Source organism: Mesorhizobium sp. L48C026A00 (assembly GCF_000502375.1).
Lineage (GTDB): Bacteria > Pseudomonadota > Alphaproteobacteria > Rhizobiales > Rhizobiaceae > Mesorhizobium > Mesorhizobium muleiense.
The window spans coordinates 1-7,628 of sequence record NZ_AYWU01000070.1 but is presented as its reverse complement, the minus strand read 5'-3'; the positions used below and the strand labels follow the sequence as shown (position 1 = coordinate 7,628).

The window sequence follows — 7,628 nt, the reverse complement described above, 5'->3', positions numbered from 1 at the left end:
TCTCGCCATCCGCTACGGATACCAGCGCTTCGAGACCGCTGTCATGGTCGCGGTGGTGATCGTGCTGATCATTCTCGTCTGCGGCATCCAGTGGATAGGCGACAGGCTCGTCGCCCGGCTCGACCACCGAGTATGATCCGAACACGCTTCTCTAATTTAACCTGACAGCTGCTCGAAAAACTGATTCTCGGGGCGTGACAGACCGAGATTTTCGCGGAGCGTCGACCCCTCATATTCGCGTCGGAATAGTCCACGCCGTTGAAGTTCCGGCACTACCTTTTCGGCGAAGTCGTCAAGGCCAGCGGGAAGATAGGGAAACATGACGTTGAAGCCGTCGGAGCCGTCGCTGAAGAGCCATTCTTCCATCTGGTCAGCAATGATCTGTGGCGTGCCCACGTAGGCAAGGCCAGAATAGCCGCCCAGCCGTTGCGCCAACTGCCTGACCGTTAGATTCTCGGCTCGTGCCAGCTCAATGACACGTTCGCGCCCGCTTTTGCTCGCGTTGGTCTCGGGGACATCAGGGAGTGGCTGGTCCGGATCGAAGCCTGAAGCGTCATGACCGAGCGCGATGGACAGCGAAGCGATGCCGCTTTCGTAGTGAACGAGGCTATCCAGCTTCGCCCGCTTGGTGCGCGCCTCCTCGATGCTCTCGCCGACGATAACGAAGGCGCCGGGCAGGATCTTGATGTCGTCGCGTGATCTCCCGAGTTTTTCAGCGCGTCCCTTCACATCCGCGAAGAAGCGCTGCCCGGCTGCGAGATCGGCATGGGCCGCGAATATAACCTCTGCGGTCTCGGCGGCAAGCTCCTCCCCGCCTCCGACGCACCCGCCTGGACGATCACCGGCCAGCCTTGAGGCGGCCGGGCGATGTTGAGCGGCCCGCGCACGGCGAGCTGCGGTCCCTTGTGATCAAGGAGATGCAATCTGGCCGGATCAAAGTAGAGGCCGCTTTGCTGATCGCGAACAAATGCGTCGTCTGCGAAACTGTCCCAGAGACCGGTCACCACGTCGTAGAACTCACGGGCGCGGCGATAGCGTTCGCCATGTTCGACGTGATCCTCCAGCCCGAANCCGGTCACCACGTCGTAGAACTCACGGGCGCGGCGATAGCGTTCGCCATGTTCGACGTGATCCTCCAGCCCGAAATTCAGTGCAGCATCCGGGTTGGACGTCGTCACGATATTCCAGCCGGCCCGTCCGCCGCTGATGTGGTCCAGCGACGCAAAGCGCCGGGCGACGTGGTAGGGCGCATCAAAGGTCGTGGAGGCGGTAGCTACCAGCCCGATGTGGTCGGTGACCGCCGCTAACGCCGACAGCAACGTGAATGGCTCGAACGAGGTGACGGTATGGCTCCGCTTCAGAGCCTCGATGGGCATATTGAGCACGGCCAGATGGTCCGCCATGAAGAACGCATCGAACTTGGCGGCTTCGAGCGTCTGCGCGAAACGCTTCAGGTGAGCGAAGTTGAAGTTCGCATCGGGGAAGGCGCCGGGGTAGCGCCAGGCACCCGTATGGAGACTGACGGGACGCATGAACGCGCCGAGCCGCAATTGCCGTTTCTGTGTCATGGAAATGAGATCCTGGACAAATGCTCAGGCGATAGGGGATGTCGCACGCATGGATCGACCTTCACCTGCCTGAGGCATAATTTCCACTCACCCGTTTCGCCGCCTCGGCGGTCGCCATCTCCCGTGCGCGCAGGAAGACGCTCTCCATCCGCCAATGTTCGTTGGTGTAGCGGGGGTCGTGTGCCCATTCGTCCCAGCCATGATTGCGGCGGAATTCGCCGAGCAGGCCGGAAGCCAGGATCTCGTCCTTGTCGACTGGAGTGGCGTTTTCACAATCGGGCGCGACGTAGATCGCGTCTCCCCGGCAGTAGAGCTCGCACATGAAGCAGGTCTGGCAGTCCTCCTGCCGGGCGATGTGCGGCACATTGCCGGAGACGATTTCGAGCACGTTGGTCGGGCAGACTTCGACGCAGGCGTTGCAACCCGTGCAACGCTCGGCGATGACGAGTTCGATCATGATGCGAGTTCCAATGCGTGGCCGTAATCTGATCTCGTCCAGACCTTGTCCAGGCCGCCAACGAGGATGCGCCGGTTGAAGCGGGGATCCGTCTCCGGCCGATCGTCGCGCTGGTGCATACCGCGGCTTTCGTCACGCGCCAGCGCCGACGCGGCACACCAGTGTGCCGTGGCCAGCATGGCCGCAGTTTCTCGAGTTCTCAACAGACCGACGCCAACACCCTCTGCGCGCGCATCGAACTCCGCCCAGGCACCCTCAAGTACCTCGGCGGAGTGCCGGAGCATTTCCCCGCTGCGGAAGATGTTGCTGTCATAGGCAAGCATCTCACCCTGGATGATGGACAGCATCGCATCGAGATCGACGTCACGCCGCGCGGCGGCCGGGCGGAGGCCTGCTTGCCCGATGGCGCGACCGCCTGACGCGGAACCGTTGGCCGCGGCATGGCGCGCAGCACCCTGCCCGGCCCACCGGCCTGACGACACCGCCCAGGCAGAATTGATGTTACCGCCGCCTGAAATCGCGCCGGCGACAAGTTCACGCGTCGCCGCGTCGCCTGCCGCATAAAGGCCGGGAACCGAAGTCGCACAATCCTCGCCGACAATGCGCAGCCCGCCGATGCCGCGGATCGTCCCCTCCCCATGCAAGGTCACTTCGAACCGGTCCATATACGGATCGATGCCCCAGCGTCGGAACGGCAACATGAAATTGGGCGAGATCGTCGGTACCTGCACTCGGATGTCTTCTGGCGTCCGGGCAAGGTCGCAGAAAACGCGGCCCTTGAGCATGGCACGCGCTAGCGGCCGTGTCGTTTCGGACCCCGGCGGCATCGAAATGACCGCGCCATCGCGCGTTGCGGTACGGCGTCGGCGTCGGGAAGGTCGAAGCTTTCAACTTTCAAGGCGAGGCTACAATAGCGGCCAAGAAGGAGTGGCCGGGCTGGCGCCCTACCGACAACATGATCGCACGTGAACCGGATCGCTACGGACCGTTGAGGGACGGTATACCCGGCGGCCCGAACAATCCGCTGGGGCCACGAGCGCTTTATTTGTTCCGTGACGGCTACGATACGTTTTATCGACTTCACGGCACGGTGGAGCCGCACACAATCGGCACGATGGTTTCGTCGGGATGTGTTCGACTGTTCAATCAGGACATCATCGATCTCTACAACCGCGTGCCGGTCGGAACGAAAGCGGTGGTTCTACCGGCGCGCGCGCGGGGGGAGGTAGCATGAGGGAACACGGCGGGACGGCACTCGGCGGTGCAGCGACAGGCAGCGTCGCGATCTCGCTTCCTGCCCGTGCGCCATTCAGTATCCAGCCCCGTTCGCGTCGAGGCTGGAGCGACGAATTCGCAGACCCCTCGGCGATATCTTCGGCATCCGAAAGTTCGGCGTCAACCTGACTACTCTCGAGCCCGGTGCGCCGGGGATATACGCGGGCAGACGCTCAACCGCACAAAAAATGTCCTCCTCTAGCGACCGCGCGGCAATTTCCTCCACTTGACAGAAATCCGAAAAAAAGCTCCCTAATATTCGATATCGACGATCTCTGACAGGCGGGATAACGACATGGGAGCGACGCTCACTGATGACGGTGTTTTGAAAGCATTCGGCTCGGCCGAGGTGCTCAAACAAATTGCTATCGACGGTCAAGCAGGAGCATTCGTGTCTCGGCCAGTCAGGGTGCGGGAAATCAACGCTATTGCGGATGTTCGCCGGCTTCGAGGCGCAGGCCCGCGACACTGTTTCGATTGGCGGACGAGTTGTGAACCACTTGGCTCCGCGAGCGCGCAACCGGCAATGGTTTTTCAGAGCTATGACCTGTATCCGCATATGACGGTCGAGGAAAACATCACGTTGCCGCTTGTGATGGAGAGCCTTAGCGCGGTGCAGAGATTGCCGATGGTAGGGCCTTTCGTGTCGGGCGGCGAGCCAAGATGACCGAAATCGCATCGAAAGTTCGCGAAGCTACGGCGATCGTGGAGATTGATCATCTACTGAAAAGACGCCTTTCGCAACGTTCGGGAGGGCAACGGCAGCGTGTCACCCTGGCGCGGGCCATGGCTCGCGCCGGGCTTGTTCCTGATGGACGAACCAATGTCGAACCTCGATGCAAAGTTGAGGGTAGCGATGCGAAGCTGGTGGCGCTTAACAAGCGGCTCAATGCGACGATGCTCTATGTCACTCATGATCAAAGCGATGACGATGTCAGCTCGCGTCGCATTGATGAAGCATGGCCGGGTGCTGCAATATGCCAGCCCCGAGGCCCTTTATCCGACCCCAACGCATTTAGAAGTCGCGACATTCATTGGCCAGCCGTCGGTCAACTGGCTCGATCCAGCTGGATGTGGCCGAGAAGATCGAGTTCCGCACTGCTCACGGGGTCGCTCTCTCGGCCGAGGAAGGCCTGATATAAATGGTCACCACAACGAACGGCCCCATCAGGTGACCCAACGCAACACCTGTTTCTCGCCCCACTTCCTCCCGGAGTCGGGCCTATGTAAGTGTGGAGCAATGCAAAAAATCATTCATATAACAGACCCCCATTTTGTCGCCCCTGGCAAGACGCTTTACGGCATCGATCCGGCGCAGAGATTCCGCGACACCTTGGACCACGTCTCGCGCGTACACGCAGATGCGAAACTCATCCTTATTACCGGCGATCTTGCTGATACAGGCGATCCTGCCGCTTACGTGCTCTTGCGCGAGATCTTGTCGGAGGTCCGGCTGCCCGTCTATTTGACGATCGGCAACCACGATGACCGCAGCGCATTTCGAGGGGTCTTCGGCGGGGAAGGCTTCGTTCAGGCGGTTGTCGACCTGCACGACTGGCTCGTCGTCTTGCTCGACACGAAGGACGACATCAGTCATTTCGGTTGTCTCAACGGTGGCCGGTTTGAATGGCTCCAAGACCAGCTTGTCCGTGCCGCCGGCCGGCCAGTCTTGGTTGCTATGCACCATACGCCAGCGGACTTGTATGTGCCTTGCTTTAAGACGAGCGACATGAAGGAGACCGATCGGTTCTTTTCCATCGTTCGGAAAAACGCATCGGTCCGCCACATGCTCTTTGGTCATCGGCATGTTGCTGCGGCAGGCAGTTTGTCGGGCATATCGTTCACTGCCAGCCGTGGCACGGCGCAGCATATCGTTCTGGACTGGGAACAATATGGCAAGCCCATATTCGTGGCCGCTGCGCCCTCATACGATGTCGTCATGTTGGACGGATCGGATGTCGTCGTCCATCGTCACGAGGGACTTGATCAACTGCCTGTCATTCGTCCCGGTGACCCGAAATGACGGCTGCAACCTCAATCACGACTTCCGATCGGCCTCGGCCTCGACTGATCATCTTCGATTTTGACGGCACCCTTGCGGAGACGGAAATCCTAGCATCGGAGGTGATTTCGACAAAACTCGCCGCGGAAGGTGTCCAAGTGCATCCGGATGAAATCACGGCAACGCTCTCCGGTGTTGCGCGGAACGATCAACAACTGCGTCTGGAAAGCTTTATCGGTGTAAGCCTGCCTAAGAACTTCATGGAAACGGTCGGGGTTGAGATCCAGCTGGCCGCCTCTGCGAGCCTATCGGCGACACCTGGCGCGATTGAACTGCTCCAGTGGCTTACCATTCCCTTCTGTGTCGCATCAAACACATCTCGTTTCGAACTCATCCACCGCATGAGAGCCGCTAATCTTTTGGGGCTTGTAGGCTCACGGTTCTTCTCGTCCGACGACATCGGTATCCGCAAACCTGATCCTTCCGTGCTGCTGTTGGCGGCGGAAGTCATGGGCGTGTCTACGGGCGAGTGCCTTGTCATTGAGGACAGCGTCATCGGCCTTAATGCCGCGCGAAATGCAAATATGCGCTACTGCGCGTTCGGGGGCGCCCGCCACCATTCCAGTCAGCTGAGGAATGATCTCCGAACCTTTGAGCCCGAGGCATTGTTGCTGAACTTGGAGGAGCTTAAAGGCTTCCTTTGCCCAATGTAGAAGATTGGCAGCGGCGTCGGCGAGTTACGCCCGCGCCCATGCGAGAGCGGTGATGCAATGGAGAACGCGGACAGGTCATCAACCTTGGTGCGGGATGCTGTATATGATCTGGTCAAGAGCGGACCCAGCTCACAATCCAGGATCGCGCATTTTATTGCCCAAAACCCCGAACTTCTTGGGGATATATCCATCTCCAAACTCGCTCGTCAGACAAACAGCGGAGAAGCGTCGATTGTGCGATTTTGCCGTACACTTGGCTTCTCCGGCTTCCGCGAGTTCAGGATGGCGTTCACCGGGGAGATTGAGCGCGATAAAGCCCGGCGACTAACACAGTACCTCACCTCTGAAGATACGCATGTAAGGCCGGAAATTGCCAACCTGAGCGCGGCCCTCCAACATTCGGTTGCGGCTTCGGCTCGCCTTCTCGACTACGCCCAGATCGAGCGCCTGACGGAGCGACTACAGAGTGCCACGCGTGTTGAAGCTTTTGGTATGGGCGTCTCCGCAATCTGCGCTGAGTTATTATTACATCGCCTGATCTGGCTGGGGATCCCGATGCATTCAACAGGGACTGTGAACATCGCTCGCGGTCTGGCTCACGGGCTGGATGCTTCGGCTTTTGCTATCGGCATCTCCTATGAAGGTATGAGCGAGGAGACCGTTGCCTTTCTCAAAACTGCCCGCGACAGAGGAGCGCATACGCTTGCAATAACGACGCGTGACAAATCGGCGGTCTCTGAGGTTGCGCATGAGGTGCTCTTACTTAGCTCCGCAGGCCCCTGGCCGGAACCTGGATCGGCAAGGCTTATGCCTTCAATGGCTTTGTTGAGCGAGTGCATCGCCGAGTGTCTGAAGGGGCACAAAAATACCTGAAGATCCCTCAACCCTCGCGAATCATAGCGGTACGAACGGCTTAACAAGACGTCGGTCGCTGCCAACACCGCCTTCGGCGAAGCCTCCCTTTCGCGCTTCAGACCGCCAGGTCATACTTTTGGTCTAGAGTAGTTCGCAGGTAACTGAGCCGAGCCTCTCCGAGGACGAGATCGTGACGTGCTAGTGTGATGGTCTTAGGCTGGGTATGACTGATGGTTTCCAAGCATTTGCCATCAAGTGGCCCTTCCTATTCGGAGTGCCATCAAGCGATCGTCAGCGAATGACGAGCGATGCTAACCGTTGGCTCGGCTATGCGCAAGCACACGACGCTTAAGCCCTTTACGAGCGGCTGGCCGAACATCTGCTGAGGTTCGGCCCTGCACGACGGTGGATGTCGAGGTTGCGCCCTTGGATACGGTTTTGCTGCGCTTCGCAAGCAGGCCGAAATTCAAGCCGGGCTTCTGAAGGGGATCGATGAGAACTTGAATAGTCTTGTCGCGGTCGCGCGCCGCCATAATGTTCCTGCGCCGAAGACGCGGCTGTGACAGAGATCGATCCGTCCTGAACAGACGCTCCGACCCCGAGATTGTTGCCGATCGTCTCTCCCCAGCCCAGCGCCCTCATTCTGGTGCAAGGTAAGCGCTGTTCTCAGGCCACGGCCCTGAGTTCGGGAGCCGGGATGTAGGCCCAGGGCAGCAGGTCGTCGATCTGGCTGTTCGGGTGGCATTGACGATCCTGGT

At 59.5% G+C, this 7,628-nt stretch carries 7 protein-coding genes and 3 pseudogenes; 6 read left to right on the top strand and 4 right to left on the bottom strand.

Features of this window, described 5'->3' with window-relative positions:
- A pseudogene (locus X738_RS0145120) lies at nt 1-136 on the top strand (ABC transporter permease); the annotation flags it as partial.
- A 20-nt stretch (nt 137-156) separates the two neighbouring features.
- Here the strand turns inward: X738_RS0145120 and X738_RS80025 are convergent.
- From X738_RS80025 to X738_RS80015, 3 genes and pseudogenes are all read right to left on the bottom strand, one after another.
- A pseudogene (locus tag X738_RS80025) lies at nt 157-1,568 on the bottom strand (LLM class flavin-dependent oxidoreductase).
- Between the two features lie 61 nt (nt 1,569-1,629).
- Complete coding sequence (locus X738_RS80020) at nt 1,630-2,025, bottom strand: 4Fe-4S binding protein (RefSeq protein ID WP_023804171.1); 396 nt, start codon at nt 2,023-2,025, stop codon at nt 1,630-1,632.
- Complete coding sequence (locus X738_RS80015; protein ID WP_245277896.1) at nt 2,022-2,756, bottom strand: FAD-binding protein; 735 nt, start codon at nt 2,754-2,756, stop codon at nt 2,022-2,024. The genes X738_RS80020 and X738_RS80015 overlap by 4 nt, the downstream gene beginning before the upstream one ends.
- A 113-nt stretch (nt 2,757-2,869) precedes the next feature.
- On the opposite strand from X738_RS80015, the pseudogene X738_RS80010 reads away from it, so the two are divergent.
- From X738_RS80010 to X738_RS79990, 5 genes and pseudogenes are all read left to right on the top strand, one after another.
- Nucleotides 2,870-3,259 (top strand): annotated as a pseudogene (locus X738_RS80010) (L,D-transpeptidase); the annotation flags it as partial.
- Between the two features lie 336 nt (nt 3,260-3,595).
- A complete protein-coding gene (locus X738_RS89875) occupies nt 3,596-3,967 on the top strand; it encodes a hypothetical protein (protein WP_023804168.1) in 372 nt (123 codons plus the stop codon).
- 573 nt (nt 3,968-4,540) lie between these two features.
- Complete coding sequence (locus X738_RS86570) at nt 4,541-5,323, top strand: metallophosphoesterase (RefSeq protein ID WP_023804167.1); 783 nt, start codon at nt 4,541-4,543, stop codon at nt 5,321-5,323.
- A complete protein-coding gene (locus X738_RS79995) occupies nt 5,320-6,015 on the top strand; it encodes an HAD family hydrolase (RefSeq protein ID WP_023804166.1) in 696 nt (231 codons plus the stop codon). The genes X738_RS86570 and X738_RS79995 overlap by 4 nt, the downstream gene beginning before the upstream one ends.
- Before the next feature lie 57 nt (nt 6,016-6,072).
- Nucleotides 6,073-6,888, top strand: a complete 816-nt coding sequence (locus tag X738_RS79990) for a MurR/RpiR family transcriptional regulator (RefSeq protein ID WP_023804165.1) — start codon at nt 6,073-6,075, stop codon at nt 6,886-6,888.
- 293 nt (nt 6,889-7,181) lie between these two features.
- Here the strand turns inward: X738_RS79990 and X738_RS85750 are convergent, their stop codons facing one another.
- Nucleotides 7,182-7,403, bottom strand: coding sequence for a hypothetical protein (locus X738_RS85750; protein WP_156942783.1), 222 nt, complete (start codon nt 7,401-7,403; stop codon nt 7,182-7,184).
- Nucleotides 7,404-7,628: the final 225 nt, after the last annotated feature.